The organism is Actinomadura rupiterrae, assembly GCF_024172125.1.
GTDB lineage: Bacteria > Actinomycetota > Actinomycetes > Streptosporangiales > Streptosporangiaceae > Spirillospora > Spirillospora rupiterrae.
In genome coordinates this window covers 406850-430948 of sequence record NZ_JAMZEA010000002.1, presented here as the reverse complement: position 1 = coordinate 430948, position 24099 = coordinate 406850, and the positions used below count along the sequence as shown (strand labels likewise).

General features: G+C 71.7%; 24 protein-coding genes. 17 read left to right on the top strand and 7 right to left on the bottom strand.

The window, feature by feature from the left end:
* Nucleotides 1-55 precede the first annotated feature (55 nt).
* Nucleotides 56-244, bottom strand: coding sequence for a DUF397 domain-containing protein (locus FHU30_RS06465; RefSeq protein ID WP_253872882.1), 189 nt, complete (start codon nt 242-244; stop codon nt 56-58).
* Nucleotides 241-1068 (bottom strand): Scr1 family TA system antitoxin-like transcriptional regulator, encoded by an 828-nt coding sequence (locus FHU30_RS06460; RefSeq protein WP_253872879.1) that lies wholly within the window; start codon nt 1066-1068, stop codon nt 241-243. The genes FHU30_RS06465 and FHU30_RS06460 overlap by 4 nt, the downstream gene beginning before the upstream one ends.
* Before the next feature lie 102 nt (nt 1069-1170).
* Here FHU30_RS06460 and FHU30_RS06455 point away from each other — a divergent pair, with 102 nt between their 5' ends.
* Nucleotides 1171-1584 carry an ATP-binding protein gene (locus FHU30_RS06455; RefSeq protein WP_253872877.1) on the top strand — a complete coding sequence of 138 codons (414 nt, stop codon included), beginning with the start codon at nt 1171-1173 and terminating at the stop codon, nt 1582-1584.
* Nucleotides 1585-1681: 97 nt separating this feature from the next.
* Entirely contained in the window at nt 1682-2290 is a 609-nt protein-coding gene (locus FHU30_RS06450; protein ID WP_253872875.1) for a Uma2 family endonuclease, read from the top strand.
* Here the strand turns inward: FHU30_RS06450 and FHU30_RS06445 are convergent, their stop codons facing one another.
* The 5 genes from FHU30_RS06445 to FHU30_RS06425 all read right to left on the bottom strand — a co-directional run bounded on the left by FHU30_RS06445 (nt 2291) and on the right by FHU30_RS06425 (nt 5157).
* Entirely contained in the window at nt 2291-2578 is a 288-nt protein-coding gene (locus FHU30_RS06445) for a hypothetical protein (RefSeq protein WP_253872873.1), read from the bottom strand.
* The gene (locus FHU30_RS06440) at nt 2575-2850 is read right to left on the bottom strand and encodes a motile sperm domain-containing protein (RefSeq protein ID WP_253872870.1); all 276 of its coding nucleotides are present in this window, start codon (nt 2848-2850) and stop codon (nt 2575-2577) included. The genes FHU30_RS06445 and FHU30_RS06440 overlap by 4 nt, the downstream gene beginning before the upstream one ends.
* A 64-nt stretch (nt 2851-2914) precedes the next feature.
* A complete protein-coding gene (locus tag FHU30_RS06435; protein ID WP_253872868.1) occupies nt 2915-3709 on the bottom strand; it encodes an SAM-dependent methyltransferase in 795 nt (264 codons plus the stop codon).
* An 18-nt stretch (nt 3710-3727) separates the two neighbouring features.
* Nucleotides 3728-4486, bottom strand: a complete 759-nt coding sequence (locus FHU30_RS06430; protein ID WP_253872865.1) for a nucleotidyltransferase domain-containing protein — start codon at nt 4484-4486, stop codon at nt 3728-3730.
* Entirely contained in the window at nt 4483-5157 is a 675-nt protein-coding gene (locus FHU30_RS06425; protein WP_253872862.1) for a nucleotidyltransferase domain-containing protein, read from the bottom strand. Before FHU30_RS06425 ends, FHU30_RS06430 begins: the two co-directional genes overlap by 4 nt.
* 180 nt (nt 5158-5337) lie before the next feature.
* Here FHU30_RS06425 and FHU30_RS06420 point away from each other — a divergent pair, with 180 nt between their 5' ends.
* The 15 genes from FHU30_RS06420 (at nt 5338) to FHU30_RS06350 (ending at nt 24046) form a co-directional block, all read left to right on the top strand.
* Nucleotides 5338-6630, top strand: a complete 1293-nt coding sequence (locus FHU30_RS06420; RefSeq protein ID WP_253872860.1) for an ABC transporter substrate-binding protein — start codon at nt 5338-5340, stop codon at nt 6628-6630.
* Nucleotides 6627-7598: a carbohydrate ABC transporter permease gene (locus FHU30_RS06415; protein WP_253872858.1), complete on the top strand. Its 972-nt coding sequence runs from the start codon at nt 6627-6629 to the stop codon at nt 7596-7598. The genes FHU30_RS06420 and FHU30_RS06415 overlap by 4 nt, the downstream gene beginning before the upstream one ends.
* Nucleotides 7595-8410 carry a carbohydrate ABC transporter permease gene (locus tag FHU30_RS06410; protein WP_253872855.1) on the top strand — a complete coding sequence of 272 codons (816 nt, stop codon included), beginning with the start codon at nt 7595-7597 and terminating at the stop codon, nt 8408-8410. Before FHU30_RS06415 ends, FHU30_RS06410 begins: the two co-directional genes overlap by 4 nt.
* Before the next feature lie 41 nt (nt 8411-8451).
* The gene (locus FHU30_RS06405) at nt 8452-10050 is read left to right on the top strand and encodes a glycoside hydrolase family 13 protein (protein ID WP_253872852.1); all 1599 of its coding nucleotides are present in this window, start codon (nt 8452-8454) and stop codon (nt 10048-10050) included.
* The gene (locus tag FHU30_RS06400; RefSeq protein WP_253872850.1) at nt 10047-11066 is read left to right on the top strand and encodes a LacI family DNA-binding transcriptional regulator; all 1020 of its coding nucleotides are present in this window, start codon (nt 10047-10049) and stop codon (nt 11064-11066) included. The genes FHU30_RS06405 and FHU30_RS06400 overlap by 4 nt, the downstream gene beginning before the upstream one ends.
* Nucleotides 11067-11249: 183 nt before the next feature.
* Nucleotides 11250-12542 (top strand): ABC transporter substrate-binding protein, encoded by a 1293-nt coding sequence (locus FHU30_RS06395; protein WP_253872847.1) that lies wholly within the window; start codon nt 11250-11252, stop codon nt 12540-12542.
* Nucleotides 12543-12630: 88 nt separating this feature from the next.
* Nucleotides 12631-13599, top strand: a complete 969-nt coding sequence (locus FHU30_RS06390) for a carbohydrate ABC transporter permease (RefSeq protein WP_308211209.1) — start codon at nt 12631-12633, stop codon at nt 13597-13599.
* Nucleotides 13596-14507 carry a carbohydrate ABC transporter permease gene (locus tag FHU30_RS06385; RefSeq protein WP_253872845.1) on the top strand — a complete coding sequence of 304 codons (912 nt, stop codon included), beginning with the start codon at nt 13596-13598 and terminating at the stop codon, nt 14505-14507. The genes FHU30_RS06390 and FHU30_RS06385 overlap by 4 nt, the downstream gene beginning before the upstream one ends.
* The gene (locus FHU30_RS06380) at nt 14504-15877 is read left to right on the top strand and encodes a GH1 family beta-glucosidase (protein ID WP_253872842.1); all 1374 of its coding nucleotides are present in this window, start codon (nt 14504-14506) and stop codon (nt 15875-15877) included. The genes FHU30_RS06385 and FHU30_RS06380 overlap by 4 nt, the downstream gene beginning before the upstream one ends.
* A gap of 157 nt (nt 15878-16034) precedes the next feature.
* A complete protein-coding gene (locus tag FHU30_RS06375; protein WP_253872840.1) occupies nt 16035-17045 on the top strand; it encodes a LacI family DNA-binding transcriptional regulator in 1011 nt (336 codons plus the stop codon).
* A 293-nt stretch (nt 17046-17338) separates the two neighbouring features.
* Nucleotides 17339-17728 (top strand): DurN family substrate-assisted peptide maturase, encoded by a 390-nt coding sequence (locus FHU30_RS06370; protein WP_253872836.1) that lies wholly within the window; start codon nt 17339-17341, stop codon nt 17726-17728.
* Between the two features lie 43 nt (nt 17729-17771).
* Complete coding sequence (locus tag FHU30_RS06365; RefSeq protein WP_253872833.1) at nt 17772-18017, top strand: cinnamycin family lantibiotic; 246 nt, start codon at nt 17772-17774, stop codon at nt 18015-18017.
* A gap of 148 nt (nt 18018-18165) precedes the next feature.
* Nucleotides 18166-21381, top strand: a complete 3216-nt coding sequence (locus FHU30_RS06360; protein ID WP_253872831.1) for a type 2 lanthipeptide synthetase LanM family protein — start codon at nt 18166-18168, stop codon at nt 21379-21381.
* Complete coding sequence (locus FHU30_RS06355; protein ID WP_253872828.1) at nt 21381-22349, top strand: Nif11-like leader peptide family natural product precursor; 969 nt, start codon at nt 21381-21383, stop codon at nt 22347-22349. The genes FHU30_RS06360 and FHU30_RS06355 overlap by 1 nt, the downstream gene beginning before the upstream one ends.
* The gene (locus tag FHU30_RS06350; RefSeq protein WP_253872826.1) at nt 22346-24046 is read left to right on the top strand and encodes an ATP-binding cassette domain-containing protein; all 1701 of its coding nucleotides are present in this window, start codon (nt 22346-22348) and stop codon (nt 24044-24046) included. Before FHU30_RS06355 ends, FHU30_RS06350 begins: the two co-directional genes overlap by 4 nt.
* Nucleotides 24047-24099: the final 53 nt, after the last annotated feature.

The following is a 24099-nucleotide window of genomic DNA, read 5'->3' as shown; positions in this document are numbered from 1 at the left end:
GCATGAGGCTACGAGGGGCACCGACCGTCGAATCCGAACTCGGAAAATCCGACCGTTATCGGTCAGGCGTCCGGTGTCGGACCTCGGCCAGCAGGCCCGCGAACACCCCTTGAGTCACCGCCAGTTCCGGCCCGTCCGGATCCCGGGAGTCCCGCAGCCCGATCCCCTCGGCCAGATGCGCGACCTCCACGCACGCCTCATCGCTTCCACCCCCGCTATGAGAGCTCTTGCGCCACCGGATCACTCGAAACACCTCTTGGCCTGTTCGATCCGCAACCGGGAATCGCCCTTCGATAGGGCGATATCAGCCATCTGGTCGAACCATATCGCCAGGGTTCCGGTCTCCTCCCCGCCTTCGATCAGCCGCCCTCCGATCTGGGCACCGACATAGGCGACCTCGCGAGAACCAAGACGCTCCGATCCCACCTTGAGCACCTGGAAGTGCCCGTCATGGCCCGGATGCCACCCCGCCGCCCTCGGAATGATCCGGACGCTGACACGCGGCAGCGCGGCCAGTTCGAGCAGCTTGCCGAGCTGCTCGCTCATGACCTCCGGCAGGCCCACCGGGCACTCCAGAGCCTCTTCGTCGAGCAGCATCCAGACGTAGGGGCAGTCCACGGCGAGCAACCGCGCCTGCCGCTTGAGGCGAGCCTTGATGGTCTCTTCCAGGTCTTCGGTCCTCCCGGCGCGTGTGAGCACCTCGCGCATGTACGCCTCGGTCTGGAACAACGCGGGGATGGTCTTCCCATGGAAGAGCTTGATGACCTTGGCGGCGGCCTCGTACTGGAGGTACTGCTTGAACCAGTCGGGGTCGTGGCCGGTCTTGGCGTAATGGAGCAGCCGTTCGAAGTGGCCGCCGGTCTTCCAGGCGGCGTCGAGCCGCTGCATGTGCTCCTTGGTGGGACGGGCCCGGGCCGCTTCCCAGTTGCATACGCTGCCGCGCGTCACCTTCGCGATCAGTCCGACCTGGGCGAGTGACAACTCCCGCTGCGTCCGCCAGAACCACAGGTCAAAGGCCAGCCAGCCCCACATCGAGGACTTCGGATCGATCGACTCCCTGACACTCATCGCTCACCCACAGGTGTATTGCAGGTCTGTCAATGCGTGCACGCTAACTCACCGAACGTGAGGCTGTGAGCCAGTTCACAGAACTCATGGACGGTGATGGCGATGAATGTTCAGACGATGGCTCCGGGGCACCCGGAGATCCGCATGACGCTGCTCGCGACGCCGGGCTCGGTCGTCCTCGCGCGGGAACTCGTCCGCTACGCGCTCGTCAGTTGGGGCTTCGGCAAGGCGGCGATCGAGGACGCGACGCTCGTCATGAGCGAGATCGTCACCAACGCGCTCAACGTCGCGGCCGGCGACGAGGTCCGCGTCCGGGTGGCGATCTACGAGAGTGCTCCCCTGCTCGAATGCTGGGATCCGTCCCCGACGCTTCCCGAGCAGCGGAATGCCAGTCCGGACGCCGAGTCGGGCCGGGGTCTGCTGATCGTCGCCGCCTACGCCAAGGACACCGGCGTCCGGCCGTCCGCCAACGGCAAGGGCAAGGTCGTCTGGGCCCTCATGCCCGCACACCCTTGACCGGACGGCCCGCGACTCGCGCGGAGAACCAACTCCAGTCACCGCTGACGCATAGGCTGACCTCGGCGCATTCGACAGCACTCGCCAAGGGGAGCGCATGACACAGCCGGTCTGGGCCACGGACCCGTCCAGCCTGCTCATCTCCGAGCAGCAATACGACGCGCTGCCCGAAGACGTGGCGCATAGCATCGAAGTCGTCGCCGGCAATGTCATCTTCTGCGCCTCGCCGACTCCAGAGCACCAGATGGTCGCCTTCCGCCTTCAGAGCGCCTTGATTGCGGCGAGGCCCGCACAGCCTTGCATTCAGGTGTTCCAGGACACCGATATGAAGTACGCGTACGTCAATCTGCACATCACTGACGAGCGTAGGCGTTTTACGGTGCGGCGGCCGGATGTCAGCGTGCTGCGCTGCATTGAGCGCGGCAGCAGGTTGACCTCGGCCGATGTGCTGGTGGCGATCGAGATCACCAGCACCAACGAGGACACCGACTTCGTGGACAAGAAGGCGGAGTACGCCTTCCAGCGGATTCCGGTGTTCCTCATCGTCGTGATGGAGGACACGCGTATCCACTCGGTCGAGGAGTACCGGCTTGACTGGGCAGGGCGCTCTTATCGGCTGCTCACCGTCCACCGGGGGGCGCTGACCGCCGAGCTGCCCGAGGGCGTCAAGTTGGACGTGTCGTTCGCCGAGCTCGAAGAGATGTAGTCAGCCGAGCCAGAGGACGGTGGTTATTCGGAATTCTTTGATGTCCTGGACCACCAAGTACTCGATGATGACCGGGTGGCCTGGGATGCAGAGGTCGTAGCGGTGGCCTGCGTTGTCTCTGGGGGTGCCGGGTGGTTGTGCGCCTGCGTTTATGGCGGCGCCGGCTTGGGTGGCGAAGTGGACCAAGTAGGTCAGGACGGCTTCGAAGAGGGGGCTGGGCATGGCGTGCAGGTCGGCGGCGGCTTCTTCCTGGCAGAAGACGGTCCAGCCGCGGTCGGGGTCGGTCACCGGCGGCGGCGTTCGGCCAGGTCGTCCAGGGAGACCAGCCCGCGTCCGGCTAGTGCGTCGTCCACCCGGCGCTCGCGGCCGGGGACCTGGTCGAGCATGGCGTCCGGCCACCAGTGGTCCAGGACGGCGTCGAGCGCGCCGTCTTCGGCCTGGCTCGTTTCGGCTAGGAAGCGGTCGCGTTTGGCCGGGGGCAGGGCTTCGGCTATCGCGGTGACCGTGCGCTCTATGGCGCGGGTTTGGCCGGGCAGGAGCGGGCGGTCTGGCGCGGCCATGCGGAGCCTTCCGGGACGCGTGGGACGGACGTGGACCCACGGTACGGGAGGCCGCCGACGTTTCTCAGGGCTTGCGGGCTACGCCGGCCAGGACGGTCAGGGTTTTCGGGGCCGGGGCGCCTGTGGGGGTTGGCCAGTCTCGGGGTTGGACGAGGTCGCCTGGTGCGAGGAAGTCCAGGCCATTGAAGAAGGCGCGGATGCTTGCGGGTGTGCGGCCGGACGGGTCGGTGCCCGAGCCCTTGTAGGCGTCGTTGACCAGCTCGTCCTCGTGGGACGGGTCGGGTACCGAGCCGTGGGTGAGGATGAGGTGGCTGCCGGGCGCCATCTTCGCGGTGAAGGCGGCGAGGATGGCGTGCGGGTCGTCGGCGTCCGAGATGAAGTGCAGGACGGCGGTGGCGACCAGGGCGAACGGCTCGTCGAAGTCGATCAGGCGGGTCACGGCCTCGTCGGCGAGGATCGCAGACGGTTCCCTTATGTCGGCGTGGACGACCGCCACCTTGTCGTCGCGGAGCAGGGCTCGGGCGTGGGCGGCGGCCATGGCGTCGTTGTCGACGTAGACGACGCGGGCGTCCGGGTGGACCTCGTGCGCGACCTGGTGGACGTTGCCGTTCGTCGGGAGGCCGGCGCCGAGGTCGATGAACTGCCGCACTCCTTGTTCGGCCACGTGCCGGACGGCCCGTCCGAGGAACGCGCGGTTCTCGGTCGCGACGGTCAGCACGTCCGGCAGGGCCTCAAGGATCTTGTCGGCCGCCGCGCGGTCGACGGCGAAGTTGTCCTTGCCGCCGAGGAGGTAGTCGTAGATCCGGGCCGGGCTGGGAACGCTCGTGTCGATCCCGCCGGGAGCCCATCCGTCCGCCATGCCGCTGAGCATAAGGCTTTACTGATTCGCGGCGAGGCGGGTTCGGACGACCAGGGCATTCAGGGCGTCCTTGCATGACGGAGCGTCCGGCAGGGATGACGCGTCGCGTTCGGATTCGAGGCGTGCGGTCAGGGCCTCGAAGTCAGAGGTGAAGCGGGCGCGGTCCAGGAGGTCTGCGGGGGTGCCGCCGTGTTCGGAGTTCAGCTTGGCCTCGATCAGGGATGGCAGGTAGGACGGGCCGTACTCGGCGGCCAAACGCGTCAGGTTGGTCTCGACCTCGCCCGCGCGCATGAGGTGGATGCCTGTGAGCAGGGTTCGGAACGTGTAGAGCAGGGGCTTGAGGCGGTCTTCCTTACCGAACTCGTTCCATTGGCCTCGGCTGAAGCCGAAGTAGTGGCGGGCGTAGCCGGTGCACACCAGCGAAGGCAGGAGCGACAGGAGTTCGGCGTGCAACGGGGACGTCTCGACTACCAGCGGCGACGTGAGTTGTTCCAGGATCTCGCCGCTGCAGCGCAGCAGTAGGCGGCAGTACTTGGCGACGTCGTGGGTGACGACGTCCACCTCGATGCCGTCGCGGAACCACATGCGGGAGTGGGTGTCGCGGCCGGGTTCGAGGGAGATCGCCTCGCGCAGCGGCTGGACGTGCAGGCCGCGCAGGTCGATGTCGGAGTCGCGGGACGGGAAGCCGTACAGGTGCGCGCCCGAGATCGTGAGGAACGCGCGCGGGTGGGGGTGCCAGGCGTCCACGTCGGCGATGAGGCCGTCGGGCAGGTTCATCCGCTCAGGCTCCTTCGGCGGACGGAGTGGAGCAGCGCGTCGATGCGCGCGCGGTCAGGCTCGGCGGGGAGGGGCGAGGACGAGAGCGCCGAGTCCATGCGGGCGGAGAGGGATCGGCGCCAGGCGTCCACCTCGTCCAGGGGCATCTCGCCGTGCCGGACGGACATCAGGCGGTCGCGGTGCGCCCCGACCGAGACCATCGGTTCGCCGTGTTCCAGCAGGTGGAGGCCGCTAAGCAGGAGGCGCAGCATGTGCATGACGTGCTTGGGGTTGCGGGCGCCGTGGTTCTCCATCTTGCGGAACTGGCCGTCGGCGTAGCGGAGGAACGTCCGGTGCGCGTGGCGCGAGAGGAACGCGCCGCGGGCATCCAGGAGCTCCTCGCCGATCGGGGTGGCCGTCTCGACCAGGGGTGACCAGAGGCATTCGAGGACGGTCGGGTTCGCGGCCAGCGCCAGTTCGCAGAAGCGCTCGAACTCCCACGAGAACTGCTCGTCCAGCGGGCCGGTGAGGTGCGTCGGCGGCTTGTCGAAGTGCCAGAACAGCTCGGTGGGCGCGACGAAGACGCCGCGGCGGTCGGTGTCGCTGGCGGCGGTGTCCAGGCCGTAGGCGCGCGAGCCGACGACCACGGCCAGGACGGTGTGGTCGGGGACGAGCCGGTCGAATGCGGTCACGTCGAGCAGCGTGCCGCACCCGGAACGGCCGAGTCGAGCGCTTTGTCGGCTTGCAGAAAGTTTCTGCAAGCTCTTTACGTCGCTTGCGGCGCGTTGCTAGCGTCACCGCACCACCCCCACGAGGAACAGGTGAAACGGGCTGCTCTCCACGTCATCCCGTTTCGCGGAGGAGGACCCCCCATGCGGCGTACCATCACGGCCGGCGCGGTGACCTGCCTGGCGCTCGCGGCGCTGACCGCCTGCGGCGGAGGCGGCGACGGCAAGGCCAAGGCACCGTCCGGCGCCCTGGACGGACGCGGCCCGATCACCTTCGTCACGGGCAAGGACCGGTCCGGGAACCTGCAGAAGCAGATCGACGGCTGGAACTCCGCGCACCCGAAGGAGCAGGTCCGGGTCGTCGAGCTGCCGGACGAGCCGAACGACCAGCGCCAGCAGATGATCCAGAACGCGCAGACGAAGTCGGACGCGTACGGCGTGCTCAACCTGGACGTCGTCTGGACGGCCGAGTTCGCCGCGAACCGCTGGCTGACACCGCTGCCCAAGGACCAGATCGACCTGTCGAAGATGCTCCCCGCGACGGTCACGACCGGCGAGTACCGGGAGAAGCTGTACGCCGTCCCGTCCACCTCCGACGCCGGGATGCTCTACTACCGCAAGGACCTGCTCGACAAGGCGGGGATCTCCGCAGCGCCGAAGACCTACGCCGAGATGTGGGCCGACTGCGACAAAGTGAAGGCGCTGCCCGAGGGCAAGGGCGTGGACTGCTACTTCACCGAGGTCAACAAGACCGAGAGCCTGACGATCAGCGCGGTCGAGGCGGTCGCGGCGCAGGGCGGCTCGCTGCTCGACGCGAGCGGCAAGCCGGCCGTGAACACCCCGCAGGTCAAGGCCGGGATCCAGTTCCTTGCCGACGCGCGCAAGGACCACATGCCCAAGGAGGCCGTCACCCTCGACACCGAGGGCGGGCGGCGCTACTTCCAGGGCGGCAAGCTGCTGTTCCAGCGGCAGTGGCCGTACCAGTACGCGCTGGCCGGCAAGTCGGACGGGTCGTCCAAGGTGGCGGGCAAGTTCGCCGTCGCGCCGCTGCCCGGACCGAACGGCCCGGGCGTCGCGAACCTCGGCGGGCACAACCTCGCGATCTCGGCGTTCGCCAAGAACAAGGCGACCGCGTTCGACTTCATCAAGTACCTCACCGGCGAGCAGGCGCAGCGCGCGAACCTCCTCGCGACCTCGCAGGCGCCGACCGTCGCGTCCCTGTACGACGACCCGGCGCTCGCCAAGCAGTTCCCGTACCTGCCGGTGCTGAAGCAGGCGATCACGACGGCGAAGCCGCGTCCGGTCGTGGTGAAGTACGGCGACGTGACGGCCGCCATCCAGGGCTCGGTGTACGACGCGGTCAACGGCCGGACGTCCGTCGACCAGGCCGTCACCGACCTCCAGGGCAAGCTGACCACGCTGACCGCCGCGCAATGAGCACGGTTTCGCGAAGCGCCGCCGTCCGCACCGCCCGCAAGCCCCGCCCGAGCGGCGGCAGGCGCGGTGAGCGGCGGATGGCGGCGCTGCTGCTCTCCCCCACGCTGCTCGTCCTGGCGCTGGTCGTCGGCTACCCGGTGCTCGCCGGGCTGCGCGAGTCGCTGTACGCGCGCGGCAACGGCCTCGACGCGGACGGCTTCGTCGTCCAGGGCGACAAGTTCGTCGGCCTGGACAACTACACCTCGATCTTCCACGGCGACCGCGCGGACGCGTTCTGGAACGCGTTCACCAACACCACGTTCTTCACCGTGACCACGGTCGCGCTGGAGACGGTGATCGGCGTCGGGATGGCGCTGATCATGCACCAGGCGTTCCGCGGCCGGGCGGTCGTGCGGGCGAGCATCCTGGTGCCGTGGGCGATCCCGACCGCGATCTCCGGGCTGCTCTGGCGCTGGATCTTCCAGGCGGACGGCGCGGCCAACGCCGTCCTCGGCCACCAGGTGCTCTGGACGGCCGACGGGTTCGCCGCGAAGATCGCGGTGGTCATCGCCGAGGTCTGGAAGACGTCCCCGTTCATCGGGCTGCTCGTGCTCGCCGGGCTGCAGATGGTCCCGCGCGAGGTGCACGAGGCCGCGAAGGTGGACGGCGCGAGCGCGCTCCAGCGGTTCGGCTACGTCACGCTGCCGCTGATCAAGCCCGCGCTGCTGGTCGCCGTGCTGTTCCGGATGCTGGACGTGCTGCGCATGTTCGACCTGCCTGCCGTCCTCGTCGGCGTCAACCAGAAGTCGGTGGAGACCCTGACCATGCTCGCCTGGTTCGAGGCGACGAACCTGCGGTACGGCTCGGCCGCGGCGTACGCGACGATCCTGTTCGGCTACATCGCGCTGATCGCCTACCTGTTCGTCAAGCTGCTCGGCGCCGACATCATCGGCGAAGCACGGCGTTCGGCGAAGGGGGCTAAGCGGTGAAGCGCGCGCTCTCCTACCTCGGGCTCGCGGCCGTCGCCGTGTACTGCCTCGCGCCGTTCTACTGGATGGTCGCGTCGGCGCTGCGCCGCCCGCAGGACCAGTTCGACAACTCGCCCGTCCCGTCGCCGGTCTCGACCGAGAACTTCCGCGCGGTGTTCGGCGGGCACAACGGCTTCGGACGGGCGCTGCTGAACAGCGTCATCGTCGCCGGGACGACCACGGTCCTCACGCTGGTCGTCGGCGTGTTCACCGCGTACGCGCTGGCCCGGCTGGAGTTCCGGTTCAAGAACGCGGTGCTCGGCCTGGTTATCGCGACGACGATGTTCCCGGGCGTCTCCCAGCTCGTCCCGCTGCTGAAGCTGTTCACCGACATCGGCTGGATCAACACCTACCAGGCGATGGTGGTGCCGAGCCTCGGCTTCGCGCTGCCGCTGTCGGTGTGGCTGCTCACCGCGTTCTTCCGGCAGCTGCCGTTCGAGCTGGAGCAGGCGGCGATGGTGGACGGCTGCACCCGCGGCCAGGCGTTCCGGAAGATCATCGTTCCGCTGGCCGCGCCCGGCGTGTTCACCACCGCGATCCTGACGTTCATCGCGGCATGGAACGAGTTCCTGATCGCGCTGTCGATGGTCAACCGCAAGGAGATGCAGACCGCGACGGTCGCGATCTCCAAGTTCACCGGCGTGTCCGGCTTCGACCAGCCGTTCGGCACGCAGATGGCGGCGGGCGCGGTGGTGACCGTCCCGCTGATCGCCGTCGTGCTCGTCTTCCAGCGCCGGATCGTCGCGGGCCTCACGGCCGGCGGCGTGAAGTGACCCCCGGCCCAGTGACCGGTTCTCCGACCCGAAAGGAAACCATGACCGAATCGCCGACCACCGGCTGGTGGCGGGACGCGGTGATCTACCAGGTGTACGTGCGCAGCTTCGCCGACGCGAACGGCGACGGCGTGGGCGACCTGGCGGGCATCCGGTCCCGCCTGCCGTACCTGGCGCGCCTCGGCGTGGACGCCCTGTGGGTCACCCCGTTCTACGTCTCGCCGATGGCCGACTTCGGCTACGACGTGGCCGGGTACCGGGACGTGGACCCGCTGTTCGGGACGCTGGACGACGCGCGCGCCCTCATCGCGGACGCGCACGCGCACGAGCTGCGCGTCATCGTCGACATCGTCCCGAACCACACGTCCGACCGGCACCCGTGGTTCCGGGACGCGCTGGCCGCCGCGCCCGGGTCGTCCGAGCGCGAGCGGTACATGTTCCGCGAGGGACGCGGCGCGGACGGAGCGCTGCCGCCGAACGACTGGGAGTCGGTGTTCGGCGGGCCGGCCTGGACGCGCGTCCCGGACGGCCAGTGGTACCTGCACCTGTTCGCGCCCGAGCAGCCCGACCTGAACTGGGAGAACCCCGAGGTCCGCGCGGAGTTCGACGACATCCTGCGGTTCTGGCTCGACCTCGGCGTGGACGGCTTCCGGATCGACGTCGCGCACGGCATGGTCAAGGCCGCCGGGCTCCCCGACGTCGGCCGCGCGGGCCAGGCCGAGATGCTCGGCCACGCCGAACTGCCCTATTTCGACCAGGACGGCGTGCACGAGATCCACCGCGCCTGGCGCAAGCTGCTCGACTCCTACCCGGGCGACCGCGTCGGCGTCGCCGAGGCGTGGGCGCCGAGCACCGCGCGCCTCGCCGCCTACACCCGCCCGGACGAGCTGCACCAGGCGTTCAACTTCCACTACCTCGGGACGCCTTGGAACGCGGCAAAGCTGCGCGCCGTCATCGAGGAGACCCTGCGCACGGCCCGGTCCGCGCCGGCGACGTGGGTGCTGTCGAACCACGACGTCAAGCGGCATGCCACCCGCTTCGGCGGCGGCGAGACCGGGCTGCGCCGCGCCCGCGCCGCGGCCCTGCTGACCCTCGCGCTGCCCGGCTCCGCCTACGTCTACCAGGGCGAGGAGCTCGGCCTGCCCGAGGTTCTCGACCTGCCCGCCGAGTTCCGCAAGGACCCGCAGGCCGGACGCGGCGAGGACGCGGGCCGCGACGGCTGCCGCGTCCCGATCCCGTGGGAGGGCGACGAGCCGCCGTTCGGGTTCTCGGACGGGCCGTCCTCGTGGTTGCCGGTTCCGGCCGCCTGGCGCGCGCTGACCGTCGCCGCCGAGGAGGCCGACCCGGAGTCGATGCTCGCGCTCTACAAGGCGGCTTTGCGTATCCGGCATGCCGAGCCCGCGCTCGGCGACGGGCCGCTGACCTGGCTGGACGCCCCGGACGGCGCGCTCGCGTTCGTCCGTCCGGCGCCGGACGGGACGGCCGTCGGCTGCGCGGTCAACACCGGGGACGCGCCCGTGGTCGTCCCCGCGGCCGGCGAACCGATCCTGACCAGCGGCCCGGTGGCGTGGGAGGACGGCGCCGGCCTCGTCCTCCCGCCCGACACCGCGGCCTGGTGGAAGGTAAGTTCAGGGTCATGACGACGCGTCTGGCCGATATCGCTGGGCACGCCGGGGTCAGCGAGGCGACGGTCAGCCGGGTGCTGAACGGGCGGCCCGGGGTGTCGGCGGCGACCCGGCAGGCGGTGCTCGCCGCGCTGGACGTGCTCGGGTACGAGCGGCCCGCGCGGCTCCGGCAGCAGCGCGCCGGGCTGATCGGGCTGATCATCCCCGAGCTGACCAACCCGATCTTCCCGGCGTTCGCCGAGGTGATCGAGAGCGCCCTCGCCCGGCACGGCTACATGGCCGTGCTGTGCTCGCAGACACCCGGCGGCGTGGCCGAGGACGACTACCTGGAGATGCTGCTCGAACGCGGTGTCGCCGGGATCATCTTCGTCAACGGCCTGCACGCCAACGCCAACTCCGACCGCGCCCGGTACGCGCGGCTGACCGAGCAGGGCCTGCCGATCGTGCTGGTCAACGGGCACCGCCCGGACATCGACGCGCCGTTCATCTCCAACGACGACGTCGCGTCGCTGGAAGCGGCGGTCGCGCACCTCGGCTCGCTCGGGCACCGCCGGATCGGGCTCGCGATCGGGCAGGACGTGTACGTCCCGACGCGGCGCAAGACCGAGGGCTTCCTGCGCGGGCTGAAGACGCTGCTCGGCGAGGCGCCCGAGGAGCTCGTCGTGAACACGATGTACACGGTCGAGGGCGGGCAGGCCGCGGCGCAGAAGCTCCTCGACCGGGGCTGCACCGCGATCTGCTGCGGGAACGACATCATGGCGCTCGGCGCGATCCGGGCCGCCCGGCAGCGCGGACTGCGGGTGCCGGAGGACGTGTCGGTCGTCGGGTTCGACGACTCGCCGCTGACCGCCTACCTGGACCCGCCGCTCACCACGATCCGGCAGTCGGTGCGGGAGATGGCGCTCGCCGCCGTGAGCACGGTGCTGGAGGAGATCGGCGGCGGGCGGCCGCCGCGCACCGAGCTGCTCTACCGGCCCGAGCTGGTCGTCCGCCGGTCCACGGCCCCGGTGGCGGTGCCCGCCGTCCCGTAACCGGCGGTACCGGCCGTTTCGTAGCGTCCCTTCGCGTGCGCGCCCCGACCTCTCGCAGGTCGGGGCGTCTGGCTTGGTAACGGTTGGATTGCGGGGATTGACAGTGAGCCGGGTCACGTTCTTTCCTTCGTGGGAGCGCTCCCACATATATCGGTCCAGAAAGCATCGTCTAGAGAGGGACCCATGATGAGGGGTAACCGGCTGAGGGCCGTCGCCGTACTCGCGGCGGCCGGCGTGCTCGCGGCGGCATGCGGCGGCGGAGGCGACTCCAAGTCCGACAAGAAGATCCAGCTGACCGTCGACGTGTTCGGCGAGTTCGGCTACGAGGGGCTGTACCAGCAGTTCGAGCAGTCGCACCCCGGCGTCACGGTCCGGCAGCGCAAGGTCTCGTCCCTGGACGACTACAAGCCGCGCCTCCAGCAGTGGATCGCGACCGGCAGCGGCGCGGGCGACGTCGTCGCGCTGGAGGAGGGCATCCTCCCCACCTACATGCAGCAGCGGACGAAGTTCGTGAACCTCTTCGACTACGGCGCGCGGAGCATGCAGGGCGACTTCCTGCCGTGGAAGTGGCAGCTCGGGCTCAGCCCGGACGGGAGCCAGCTCGTCGGGCTCGGCACGGACGTCGGGCCGCTCGCCATGTGCTACCGCAAGGACCTGTTCAAGAAGGCCGGGCTGCCCACCGACCGCGACCAGGTGGGCAAGCTCTGGCCGACGTGGGACCAGTTCTTCGCGACCGGCCAGAGGTTCCAGGGCAAGGTGTCCGGGACGAAGTGGCTGGACGGTCCGACCGCCGTCCTGCGCGCCACCGTCCTGCAGAACGCGGGCGCGGGGCCCGGCTACAGCTACTTCGACAAGAGCAACAACCTGGTCTTCGACACGAACCCGGCCGTGAAGCAGGCGTTCGACACGGCGCTGAAGTTCGAGCAGAACAAGATGACGGCCGACATGTCGATCTTCACGCCGCCGTGGCAGACGGCGCTGAAGCGCGACACGTTCGCGACCGTGCCCTGCCCGTCCTGGATGCTCGGCGGGATCAAGCAGTTCTCCGGCGACTTCGGCAAGGACCGCTGGGACGTCGCGACCACGCCCGGCGGGTCCGGCTACTGGGGCGGCTCGTGGCTGGCGGTGCCGAAGCAGAGCAAGCACGCCAAGGACGCCGCCGAGCTGGCGAAGTTCCTGACCGGCGCGCAGGGGCAGGTCGGCGCGTTCAAGGCCAAGGACACCTTCCCGTCCAACGTGAAGGCCGAGCAGGACCCGGCCGTATCCGGCGCGCTGAACGACTACTTCGGCAACGCGCCCACCGGGAAGATCTTCGGGCAGCTGGTCGCGTCGGTGAAGCCGGTGTACCTCGGCCCGAAGAACGAGGACGTCCGGCAGGCCGTCGAGAACGTCCTGATCGCGGTCGGGCAGGGCAAGGTCAAGCCCGAGGACGCCTGGGGCAAGGCCGTCGACGCCGCCAAGAAGGCCGCCCGGTGAGCGCCGTCCCATGGCATCCCGTCCTGAAGGGCGCCCGGCCCGCCGCGAAGCGGTGCCGGGCGGCGACGGCCGGCGCGAAGGTGCTTCGGTGACCGCACTGGACGCGCGTCCCGTCCGTTCCGCCTCCCGGGCGGGCGGGGCGCCGCCGAAGCCGAGCGCCTGGCGGTCGCGGCTCGCGAAGCTCGACCTGAAGGCGAGCCCGTACGCGTTCGTCGCGCCGTTCTTCGTCGTGTTCCTCGTCTTCGGCGCGTACCCGCTGGTCTACACGCTGTGGGTGTCGCTGCACGACTGGGGGCTGGCGTCCGGGACGCGCAAGTGGGCCGGTTTCGGCAACTACAGCTACCTGTTCGGGGACGACCAGTTCTGGCACGCGCTGGTGAACACGGTCGGGATCTTCGCGCTCTCGACCGTCCCGCAGCTGCTGCTGGCGCTGCTGCTCGCGAACACGCTCAACCGGCGGATGCGCGGCGCGACCGTGTTCCGGATCGCGGTCGTCGCGCCGCTGATCACCTCGATGGCGGCGGTCGCGATCGTGTTCGGGCAGCTCTTCGACACCGACTTCGGGTTCGTGAACTGGCTGCTGCACAGCCACGTCGACTGGCACGCGAACCGCGCCTGGTCCTGGACGGCGATCTCGGTGATGGTCGACTGGCGCTGGACGGGCTACAACGCGCTGATCTTCCTCGCCGCGATGCAGGCGATCCCGAAGGACCTGTACGAGGCGGCGGCGATCGACGGCGCGTCCCGGACGCGGCAGTTCTGGCAGATCACCGTCCCGCTGCTGCGCCCGACGATCCTGTTCACGGTCGTGATCTCCACGATCGGCGGGCTGCAGCTGTTCACCGAGCCGGTGCTGTTCGGCAGCGGGACGTCCAACAAGATGGACGGCGGCGCGACGCACCAGTTCCAGACGCTGACCATGTACATGTACGACAGCGCGTTCGGGCATGACCGGTACGGCTACGGCGCGGCGGTCGCCTGGGCGCTGTTCCTGCTCATCATCGCCTTCTCGCTGCTGAACTTCGCCTTCGTCCGGCGCGCGGGAGGCACCCGATGACGATCCCCGCTCCCCTGACCCGGCCCGCGCGCAAGCTGCACGGGCCCGCCCGGAAGCTGCAGGGGCCTGCCCGGAAGCTGCACGGGCTGTGGGAGGCCAGTCCGCTGACCTACCTGACGCTGCTCGCGGCGGCGGCTCTGTCGGTCGCGCCGATCTACTGGATGTTCGTGGTGGCGACGCGCACCAACGACGTGGTCGCGGACGTCCCGCCGCCGGTGCTGCCGGGCGGGCACCTCGGCTCCAACGTGCACCGGCTGTTCGCCAACCAGGACGCCTACTTCGCCAAGGGCCTGCTGAACTCGGCGATCGTGGCGTCCTGCGTGACGGTCTCGACGGTGTTCTTCGCCTCGCTCGCCGGGTTCGCGTTCGCCAAGCTGCGGTTCCGCGGCCGGAACGCGCTGCTGCTGACGATCGTCGCGACGATGATGATCCCGGTCCAGATGGGCATCATCCCGCTCTACATGATCATGGTGAGGCTGGGCTGGCAGAACCACCTGCAGGCGGTGGTCGTGCCGTTCCTGGTGACCGGGTTCGGGGTGTTCATGATGCGGCAGTACGCCGCGCAGGCCGTCCCGGACGAGCTGGTCGAGGCCGCGCGCGTGGACGGCTGCACGACGTTCGGCGTGTACTGGCGGGTCGTCCTGCCGGCGCTGCGCCCGGCCGCCGGCGTGCTCGGCCTGTTCACCTTCATGCAGACCTGGAACGACTTCATGTGGCCGCTGGCGGTGCTGAACCCGGAGAACCCGACCGTCCAGCTGTCCATCAACAACCTGGCCAACGGCCACTTCGACGACTACACGCTGATGTTCGCCGGGACCTCGGTCGCGGTGCTGCCGCTGCTGGTCGTGTTCGTGGTGTTCGGCCGCCAGATCATCGGAGGGATCATGGAAGGCGCGGTCAAGGCATGAGCGGCGCGGCGATCTTCCCGGACGGGTTCCGGTGGGGCGCGGCGACGGCCGCGTACCAGGTGGAGGGGGCTACCAGCGCGGACGGCCGGGCGCCGTCGGTGTGGGACACCTTCGTCCGGCGGCCGGGCGCGGTGCTGGGCGGCGACACCGGGGACGTGGCGGTCGACCACTACCACCGGTTCCGCGAGGACGTGGCGATCATGCGCGACCTCGGGCTGACGTCCTACCGGTTCTCGGTGTCGTGGACGCGCGCGCAGGCGCCCGGCGGCCGCGGCCTGGCGTTCTACGACCGGCTCGTGGACGCGCTGCTCGACGCGGGCATCGAGCCCTGGCCCACGCTCTACCACTGGGACCTGCCGCAAACGCTGGAGGACGCGGGCGGATGGCCCGTCCGCGACACCGCGCACCGGTTCGCCGACTACGCGGCCGAGGTGCACGCCGTCCTGGGCGACCGGGTGCGGAACTGGCTGACGGTGAACGAGCCGTGGTGTGCGGCGTTCCTCGGGTACGCGTCCGGCGACCACGCGCCGGGACGGCGGGAACCGGCCGCGGCGCTGCACGCGGCGCACCACCTGATGCTGGCGCACGGGCTGGCCGTCCAGGCGATGCGGGCGCAGCGTCCGGACAACCTGTTCGGCGCGGCCGTGAACCTGTACGCGGTGACGCCCGCGTCGGACGCCGAGGCCGACGTGGACGCGGCGCGCCGCGTGGACGGCCTGCAGAACCGGTTCTTCCTGGACCCGCTGCTGCTCGGCCGCTATCCGGGCGACGTCCTCGCGGACGTGGAGCGGTACGGGTTCGCGCCGCCGGACGCCGATCTCGCGCTGATCAACCAGCCGGTCGACCACCTCGGCATCAACTACTACTCGCGGCACACCGTCAGCGGCGACCCGGACTCGGCGCCGCAGGCCGCGTCGTCGCCGTTCGCCGAGCACTCGCCGTGGGTGGGCAGCGAGCACGTCCGGTTCCCGTCCACCGGGCGCCCGACGACCGGGATGGGCTGGGAGATCGACCCGTCCGGGCTCGCGGAGGTGCTAGTCAGGCTGCACCGCGAGTACCCGGCCGTGGACCTGTACATCACCGAGAACGGCGCGGGCTACCAGGAGGAACCCGCGAACGGAACGGTCCACGACGCGGGCCGGATCGGCTACCTGGACGGGCACCTGCGCGCCTGCCACGACGCGATCGGGGCCGGCGTGCCGCTTCGCGGCTACTTCACGTGGTCGCTGCTGGATAATTTCGAGTGGGCGTGGGGGTACTCACGGCGCTTCGGGCTGGTCCACGTGGACTACGCCACGCTGCGCCGCGCGCCCAAGGACAGCGCGCGCTGGTACGCGGAGGTGATCCGCCGCGGCGGCCCCGGCGAGTGACCGCCCCGGCGGGCGGCTCGTCCGCCGGGACCGTCCGGGCGGGCGCCCGCCTCGGCGGGCGGCTCGTTCGCCGGGGGCGTCCCGGCGGGTGGCCGCCTCGGCGGGACGGCGCGCGGGGACAGCGGGTGCAGGCGGCGCGGTAGCGGGAGGCGGGCGGATGGCCGGACGGGGAACACGCCCCACCCTGGAGGAGGTCGCCGCGCTGGCCGGGGTCGGCCGCGGCACGGTCTCCCGGGTGATCAACGGCTCGCCGCGGGTGAGCCCGCGCGCCCGGGACGCGGTGCTCGCCGCGATCGACGAGCTCGGCTACGTGCCGAACCGGGCCGCCCGCACCCTGGTCACCCGGCGCACCGAGACGGTCGCGCTGGTCATCGCCGAGTCCGAGCTGCGGCTGTTCGACGAGCCGTTCTTCGCCGGGATGATCCGCGGGGTCAGCGCGGCGCTGGCCGAGACCGGGCTGCAGCTGCTGCTCGCGCTCGCCCGCTCCCCCGCCGAGTACGCGCGGCTGGAGGGGTACCTGACCGCGCAGCACGTGGACGGCGTGCTGCTCACCTCCCTGCACGCCGCGGACCCGCTGCCCGGACGGCTGGAGGCGAGCGGCGTGCCGACCGTCCTCGGCGGCCGTCCGCCCGGCGTCGAGCCGGTGTCGTACGTGGACGTGGACAACCGCAGCGGCGCGCGGCTGGCGGTCGAGCACCTGGTCGGCCGGGGCCGCCGCCGCATCGCGACCATCGCCGGTCCGCAGGACATGGGCGTCGGCATCGACCGGCTCACCGGCTACCGCACCGCGCTCGCCGAGGCGGGGCTGCCGGAGCTGGTCGCCTACGGCGACTTCAGCGAGGCCAGCGGGATCGCCGCGGCCGAGGAGCTGCTCGCGCTCGACCCGGAGCTGGACGCGATCTTCGCCGCGGACGACCCGATGGCGCTCGGCGCCGTCCGGGTGCTGCGGCGGCACGGCCGGGACGTGCCGGGCGACGTCGCGGTGGTCGGCTTCGAGGACTCGCCGTCCGCGGCGCTCTCCGACCCGCCGCTCAGCACCGTCCACCAGTCGGCCGAGGAGATGGGCCGAGAGATGACCCGGCTCCTGCTCGCCCGAATCAACGGCGAGCCGCTGGCCGAGCCGGTCGTCATCCTGCCGCCGCACCTGGTCGTCCGCGCCTCCAGCTAACCCCCCGCGCCCGCCGTCCCCGAGGCCGGTGCGGCGGACTGGCGCGCCTCGGCCGCCAGGGGCGCCGGGGTGTCCCGAAGGGTCTGGAAATAGGCGGATCCAACGACGCAGACCAACTTTTCGGTATACCGCTTGACAATTCGAGCGCGAAACGTGGTCGCGCGGGATACAAGCATTCCCCACTCAGTACTTCACCGGTGTCATTAACCGTTGTTAATCTGGGCGGCCCCGGCCCGGGAACGCCCGGCCGGAATGACCGCCGGGACCACGGCCGGTGGATCACGGGAGGCGCGATGTGGAGCACCGGGCCGAAGCCGCCCAGCGATCTGACCACCCACCGCAACATCGAGACGGTCCGCCGGATCCAGCACCTGGCGGTGCTGTGCTCGCTGCTCAGACCGGACGGACCGCTGGCCAGGGTGCTGGCGGACGCGCTGGCGCTCGACCCGCTGCCGCTCGCCGAGCGGGCGACGCGGGCGCCCGGCCTGCACCCGCAGGTCACCAAGCACTGGCTGGAGTCGCTGTGGGCCCCGGCCGCCCTCACCCCGGACGAAGTGGAGGTCGTCGCCTGGCAGAACAACGCCACCGAAATGGTGACCGCCGTGGAGGAGATCCACGCGATAGAACGGCTCATCGGAATTCGGCTGGCCACCGAGATGTCCGACCGGCCGGACGTTCCGTGAGGCACGCAAACGTGAGTTCGTGAGTTCGCAAGGAGGAACAGAAATGCCCCCCACGACCATTCTGCGGTACGCCGCGGCCGACGCCGGCTTCCGGGCCGAGCTGCTGGAGCGGCCCGCCGACTTCGGCGTGACCGCCGTCCCCGAGTCCGTCGAGCAGCCCGACGCCGAGGCGCTGGGCTACTGGACCGAGGGCATCGCGGCCGTGGACGTCTACGCCTGCGCCTCGACCTGCAGCGCCGGCCCGATCACGTTCCTGTGCGACGGCACCACCAAGCACCACCACCACTGACGCCGTCCCGGCGCGCCCCGCGGTGACGTGCCGGGCGGGCCCGCCGGGGGCCCGCGCGGGCGACCCGCGGGCCGTGCACGACGGCGGTGGGCCGGCCCGTCCGGCCCACCGCCCCCACCGCCACGTCCCTGCCGAGGAGCGTCCGTTTGTGAACCCGCACCGTCTCGACCTCGCGGCCCGCGCCGCCAACCTGGAGGAGCGGCGGCGCGCGGTGCACGCGCTCGGCCCCCCGCAGGACCCTCCGGACCTCACCGAGTTCGACACCTGGCTCATCGCGCGGCAGGCGGCGAAGCTCGCCGAACGCGGTGCCCGGCCGCGCGCGCGGACGCGGGCCGGACGCGGCGGATCCGACCGTGAGGCCCTGACCGCCCTGCTCACCGCCTACCGCGGGCATGAGCTGCTGCTGACCGGCCCCGACTCGTCCTTCGGCCGGTTGCTGGACGAGCAGCACGCAGGATGGCTCCCCACCTACCGGGCCGCGCTCGACGCCCTTCCCGACAAGGCCGGCGACCCGCAGGACGAGTCCGGCCCGGAGCCGTGGTGGCGCGCGCCCGAGGTGTTCCACGGCCGGTACGCGATCGTCTGCGCGCCGTTCCTCGCCGAGCTGGGCCGGCGCATGGACGCCGTCCTGGCTGAGGACGGGGGCGGCGGGCCGGAGTTCGACGCCCGGATCGCGGACGACTTCCAGGGCCGGCTGCTCGACCGGTTCGCGCTGGCCATGGCCTGGGCGGTCGAGACCGACGCCAAGGCGTACTGCGCGGAGCACGGCATCGACCCGGAGGCCGCGTCCACCGCCGACTTCACCGCGCACCTGGACGCGACGTTCGCGGACGCGGACGGCTACCACCGGTTCTTCCTGGACTTCCCCGTCCTCGCGCGCTGGCTCGCGCACGTGACCGCGCTGCTCGCCGAGCACGGCCGCGAGCTGGTCACCCGGCTCCGCGCGGACGCGGACGAGGTCGGCGAAGTGTTCTTCGGCCGTCCGGTCACCAACGTTCTCGGGGCCGACCTCGGACGCGGCGACGACCACGCCGGATCGCGCGGCGTGGTGGTCCTCGACGTCGCCACCGGGGACCGCCCGGAGAAGCTGGTCTACAAGCCGCGCTGCCTCAAGGGCGAGGCCGCGCTCCAGCGGCTCCTGGAGCGGCTGCGCAGGGACGGCGTGCTCGGCTTCGCGTCCCGGCACGTCCTGCCGAAGGACGGCTACGGGTACGAGGCGCTGATCCCGCCCGGCCGCAACGACGTCCCGGACCGCGCGGGCGCGGCGGCCGTGTACGCCGAGCTGGGCGGGTACCTGGCGCTGTTCTTCGTGCTCGGCGGCGGCGACCTGCACTTCGAGAACATCCTCGTCGCCGACGGGCACGCGTTCGTGTGCGATGGGGAGACCGTGCTCGGGGCCGTCCCGGACGAGCGTCCGGACGCGTCCGGCACGGTGATGGACTCGGTGTTCCGGACGGGCCTGATCGAGTGGCCTTCCGGGCGCGCCGGCGCCGAGGGCTCGATGCGGCTCAGCGGCTACGCGGGCGGCGGCGCGTACGAACTGCCCGTCCGCGTCCCCCGGCTGGACGAGCGGGGCCCGTCGTTCGCCGCGTCCGTCCGGCACGTGGCGGGGGTGCGGGTCGATCCCGGCGCGGCCAACCGGGTGTTCGCCGCCGGCGAGCTCACCCACGCCGAGGACTTCGCCACGGACGTCGCCGCCGGGTTCGACGCCGTGTACCGGTGGTTCGTCCGGCAGGGCGAGGGCGCGGCGGAGCTGGTCCGCGACCTGTTCGCAGGGGCGCGCGTCCGGTTCCTGAACTGGAGCACGCAGATCTACGGGCAGCTGCTGAGCGCCGCGCGGCACCCGCGCTGCCTGATGGACCCGGTCGAGGTGGACCTGCTGATCGACACCGTCCGGCACTTCCCGCGCGTCTGGGACCACGACATGGCGTTCCCGGACCGCGAGGCCGCGTCGATGTGGCGGATGGACATCCCGCTGTTCGACGTCCCCGCGGAGGGCGTGCGGGTGACGCACGACCGCGGCGCGCACGTGGAGCTGCGCCTCGCGGCGTCGCCGCTGGACGTCGCGGCGGAGCGGATCCGCGGCCTGACCGAGGAGGACCGGCGCCGCCAGCGGCAGTACATCGCCGCCGGGCTCGCGGGCGGCGACGTCGCGAACGAGGACTTCGCGGCGACCTGCGTCGAGCAGGCCGAGGGCGTCGCGCTGCGGCTGTGCGCGGAGGCCCGCCCGCACGGCGCGCCCTGGACGTCCTACATCGTCGGCATGGAGGGCCACGAGGCCGTGGGCATCGAGGCCGACCTCTACAACGGGTCGGCGGGCGTCGCGCTGTTCCTCGCCTACCTGAACGACCTGAGCCCGCGTCCCGAGTTCGAGCGGACCGCGCGGCTCGCCCTCGCGCACGCGCTGGAGTCCACCGACGCCGCGCGCATCGGCGCCTACACCGGCCGGGGCGGGCTGATCTACACGCTCGTCCACCTGCACCGGCTCTGGGACGAGCGGGACCTGCTCGACCACGCCGCCGCCCTCGCCGACGGCCTCGCGCCGGACATCGAGCGGGACCTGCACCTGGACGTCTACCACGGTGTCGCCGGGCTCATCCCCGTCCTGCTCGCGCTGGCCGACGCGACCGGCGGGCATGGCACGGACCTCGCGCTGCGCTGCGCCGAGCACCTGATGCGCAACGGCAACGCCGACGGGGACGCGCTGTCCTGGTCCGGCGGCGACGACGGCGCGGCGATGGCCGACCTGACCGGCTTCGCGCACGGCGCGGGCGGCATCGGCTGGGCCCTCGCCACGCTCGGCCGCCGCATCGGACGCGACGCCTACACGGACGCCGCGTACCGCGCGTTCGCGTACGAGGCCCGGCACTTCGACGAGGTCGTCCAGGACTGGTACGACCTGCGGTCCTCGCCCGGCGGCCCGATCTGGCGCGGACGGCACTTCGCCAACGCCTGGTGCAACGGCGCCGCCGGGATCGGGCTGAGCCGCCTCGCCACCTGGGACGTCCTCGGACGCACCGACGACGACGTGCTCCGCGACGCCCGCTGCGCGCTCGCCGCGACCGTCCGCAACTTCCCTCGGCTGATGAACGACACGCTCTGCCACGGCCGGTCCGGGAACGCCGAGCTGCTGCTGCGGCACGCGCTGCTGGCCGAGGAGCCGGCGTTCCGGGTCGAGGCCAACCTGCACGCCCAGAACCAGTGGCGCAACCTCGCCGACGCCCGGCCCGGGCCGGAGTCGGGGTTCTTCCCGGGACTGATGCTCGGCATGGCCGGGTTCGGCCTGCACTTCCTGCGGCTCGCCCATCCCGGGCGCGTCCCGTCCGTCCTGCTGCTCGACCCGCCGTCCCGACCCGAGGAGTGATGACGAGAATGTCCGTGGACGCCTGCGCGGAGTTCATGCACGTCGCCGACGCCGACCCCGACCTGCGGATCCGGATGCGGGCCATGACCGGGGTGCGGGAGCTGCTCCGGCTCGCCCGCGGCCACGGGTACGAGTTCTCCGCGCTCGACCTCGCCGCGGTGTCCCAGGCGTCCGCCGAGACCGCCGCCGGGCCGCCCGCGCCGCCGCCGTCCGCGCCACCGCGGCCCGGCGGTGCGGTGCCACCGCGGCCTGGAGGTGCGGTGCCGCCGCGGCCTGGCGGTGCGGTGCCGCCTGCCGGGACGACCGTGCTGCACGCCGAGTACGACCTGGACCGGCTGCCCGGCTTCGGCGCCGTCCTGGACCTGCTGCCGCGCGTCAAGGTCCGTCCGCCGACCGTGGACCTGGCGGCGTTCGCGGACGCGTTCGACCCGGTCGACCTCGCGTCCACCGACCTCGCGCCGAGCGGGCCCGGCTACCGCAGCTGGCAGGCCGGGCTGCCGTCCGCGTCCGGCGGCGGCCGCCGCGACTTCCACCTGGTCAACCTGGACGACCACGTCGTCCACCCCGGCTACGACGACTACCTGGACGCCAAGGTCCGGCTCGTCCGGGCGCTGGAGGAGGTGTTCGGGCCGGAGGTCCGGTTCTCGGGGAGCATGTGGTACCCGCCGTCCTCCTACCGGCTCTGGCACACCAACGAGGACCAGCCCGGCTGGCGGATGTACCTGATCGACTTCGACGGCCCGTTCGACGACCCGTCCGCGACCTCGTTCTTCCGGTACCAGCGGCCCGGCTCGGACGAGCTGGTCACGCTGCGGGAGCGGCCGCGCATGGCCCGGTTCTTCCGGATCGAGCAGGACCCGGCGCGGCTGTTCTGGCACTGCATCGTGAACCCGACGCTGCGGCACCGGTGGAGCTTCGGCTTCGTCGTCCCGGACGGCTGGCGCGCCGCGCTGGAGGCCGCCGCGTGACCGCGCCCCGCCGCGTGACCGCGCCCCGCACCGTCCCCGGTCCGGCGGGGGCGGCTCCGGGGGCGCCGCTCGCGATCGCCGCGTCCGGGCTGCGCAAGCGCTACGGCGACGTCGTCGCGGTGGACGGCGTGGACCTCGCCGTCGCGGCGGGCGAGTGCCTGGCGTTCCTCGGCCCGAACGGCGCGGGCAAGTCCACGACGATCGCGATGCTGTGCGCGCTGACCCGGCCGACCGCCGGGCGCGTCGCGATCGCCGGGCACGACACCCTGGACGACCCGCTCGAAGCGCGCCGGCACATAGGGCTGGTGTTCCAGGAGACCACGCTCGACCTGGGCCTGACCGCCGCCGAGAACCTCCGCTTCCACGCCGACCTGTTCGACATCCCGCCCGAGCTGGTCGCCGACCGGGTCGGCCACGCGCTCGATCTCGTGGGCCTGACCGGGCAGCGCGACCGGATCACCGGGACGTTCTCCGGCGGCATGCGGCGGCGGCTGGAGATCGCCCGCGCGCTGCTGCACCGGCCGCGGCTGCTCGTCCTGGACGAACCGACCCTCGGCCTCGACCCCCACGCGCGCGCACGAGTGTGGGAGCACCTGCGGGCCGTCCGGGAGCGCGAGGCCGTCACCGTCTTCCTCACCACGCACTACCTGGACGAGGCCGAGCAGTGCGACCGGATCGCGATCATCGACGCCGGGCGGATCGTCGCCGAGGGCTCCCCCGCCGCGCTCAAGGCCGAGCTGACCTCGCCGGACGCGTCCGCGCCGACGCTGGACGAGGTGTTCCTGCACTACACGGGCCGTCCGCTGCACGACAACCCGTCCCTTCCGCTGCCCGCGTCCGCACCCGTGGCCCGTCCGCGCGAGGCGGCCGAGGCGTGTGCACGGCGGGCGCGGCCGGTGGGGGCGGAGGCCCGGGCCGTCCGGATGGTGTGGCGGCGCGACCTGCTGCACTTCCGGCGCGACCGGCTCGGGGCGACGCTGTCGATGGTGCAGCCGCTGCTGTTCCTGTTCGTCCTCGGGGTCGGGCTGTCGGGGCTGATGCCGGGCGTCGGGCGCGAGTCGTACCAGCTGTTCGTGTTCTCCGGCGCGCTGGTCACCGCCGCGCTGGGACCCGCCGTCTCGGTCGGCGCGTCCCTGCTGTGGGAGCGGCAGGCCGGGTTCCTGCGGGAGCTGCTCGCCGGGCCGGTCCGGCGCGAGTCTTTGATGCTCGGCAAGTGCCTCGGCGGCGCGACCATCGCGACCGTCCAGGGCACGCTGCTGCTGGCCGCCGGGCCGCTGATCGGCGTCCCGGCCGAACCGGTGCTGGTCCTGGAGCTCAGCGCGCAGCTCGCGCTGACGTCGCTGGCGATGACCGCGCTCGGCGTGCTGGTCGCGACGTTCGTCCGGCGGCCGCAGACCTACGGGACGGCCGTGTCGGTGCTGATGGCACCGCTCACGTTCCTGTCCGGCGCGATGTTCCCGCTCGCCGCCGCGCCCGCCTGGCTCGCCACGCTGGCGCTCGCCGACCCGCTCACCTACGCGGTGGACGCGCTGCGCCGCACGGTCGCGTCCCGGCTGCCGGACGCGCCACCGCAGCTGTTCCGCCCCCTCGCGGTCGGGCCGTGGCACCCGCCGATCCTCGCCGAGTGGATCCTGCTCGCGCTGCTCGCGACCGTCCCGCTGGTCTGGTCGGCCCGCCGCTTCTCCCGCGCCGACTGATCACCCGCCCGGCCGCCCCGGGACAACCCGCCCAGCCGCTCTGGGACAAGACG

Bases quoted from the DNA above. Each gene is read 5' to 3' on its own strand.
- FHU30_RS06450 (WP_253872875.1), top strand. From the start codon at position 1,682: ATGACACAGCCGGTCTGGGCCACGGACCCGTCCAGCCTGCTCATCTCC.
- FHU30_RS06365 (WP_253872833.1), top strand. From the start codon at position 17,772: ATGCCCCCCACGACCATTCTGCGGTACGCCGCGGCCGACGCCGGCTTC.
- FHU30_RS06430 (WP_253872865.1), bottom strand. From the start codon at position 4,486: ATGAACCTGCCCGACGGCCTCATCGCCGACGTGGACGCCTGGCACCCC.
- FHU30_RS06415 (WP_253872858.1), top strand. From the start codon at position 6,627: ATGAGCACGGTTTCGCGAAGCGCCGCCGTCCGCACCGCCCGCAAGCCC.
- FHU30_RS06400 (WP_253872850.1), top strand. From the start codon at position 10,047: ATGACGACGCGTCTGGCCGATATCGCTGGGCACGCCGGGGTCAGCGAG.
- FHU30_RS06435 (WP_253872868.1), bottom strand. From the start codon at position 3,709: ATGGCGGACGGATGGGCTCCCGGCGGGATCGACACGAGCGTTCCCAGC.
- FHU30_RS06395 (WP_253872847.1), top strand. From the start codon at position 11,250: ATGATGAGGGGTAACCGGCTGAGGGCCGTCGCCGTACTCGCGGCGGCC.
- FHU30_RS06455 (WP_253872877.1), top strand. From the start codon at position 1,171: ATGAATGTTCAGACGATGGCTCCGGGGCACCCGGAGATCCGCATGACG.
- FHU30_RS06380 (WP_253872842.1), top strand. From the start codon at position 14,504: ATGAGCGGCGCGGCGATCTTCCCGGACGGGTTCCGGTGGGGCGCGGCG.
- FHU30_RS06420 (WP_253872860.1), top strand. From the start codon at position 5,338: ATGCGGCGTACCATCACGGCCGGCGCGGTGACCTGCCTGGCGCTCGCG.
- FHU30_RS06385 (WP_253872845.1), top strand. From the start codon at position 13,596: ATGACGATCCCCGCTCCCCTGACCCGGCCCGCGCGCAAGCTGCACGGG.
- FHU30_RS06405 (WP_253872852.1), top strand. From the start codon at position 8,452: ATGACCGAATCGCCGACCACCGGCTGGTGGCGGGACGCGGTGATCTAC.
- FHU30_RS06370 (WP_253872836.1), top strand. From the start codon at position 17,339: ATGTGGAGCACCGGGCCGAAGCCGCCCAGCGATCTGACCACCCACCGC.
- FHU30_RS06440 (WP_253872870.1), bottom strand. From the start codon at position 2,850: ATGGCCGCGCCAGACCGCCCGCTCCTGCCCGGCCAAACCCGCGCCATA.
- FHU30_RS06460 (WP_253872879.1), bottom strand. From the start codon at position 1,068: ATGAGTGTCAGGGAGTCGATCGATCCGAAGTCCTCGATGTGGGGCTGG.
- FHU30_RS06375 (WP_253872840.1), top strand. From the start codon at position 16,035: ATGGCCGGACGGGGAACACGCCCCACCCTGGAGGAGGTCGCCGCGCTG.
- FHU30_RS06355 (WP_253872828.1), top strand. From the start codon at position 21,381: ATGACGAGAATGTCCGTGGACGCCTGCGCGGAGTTCATGCACGTCGCC.